Consider the following 236-nt stretch of genomic DNA (forward strand, 5'->3'; position numbering starts at 1 on the left):
GCGCACTGGTGTTGCGCCTGGACGCGCTGCAGAACATGCGTACCCAGGAGGCCAACCGTCTGGAAGTGGCGCGTGCTGCCGTCCAGGCGGGCATCAGCGCCCATCTCCAATGGCTCGACGATGAAATCGCGCGGCTGATCAAAGCCATCCGCCAGCACATCGACGACGATCCGTCCTTGCGCGACAAGCGCCGTTTGCTCGAATCCATTCCTGGCATCGGTGAGCGTACCATCGCG

Annotated in this window: 1 pseudogene; it reads left to right on the forward strand. The window is 63.6% G+C overall.

What is annotated here, in order from left to right:
* A pseudogene (locus tag DNK49_RS24350) lies at positions 1-236 on the forward strand (IS110 family transposase); the annotation flags it as partial.

The sequence above is a fragment of the Parazoarcus communis SWub3 = DSM 12120 genome (genome assembly GCF_003226565.1).
In the GTDB taxonomy this organism is placed as follows: domain Bacteria; phylum Pseudomonadota; class Gammaproteobacteria; order Burkholderiales; family Rhodocyclaceae; genus Parazoarcus; species Parazoarcus communis.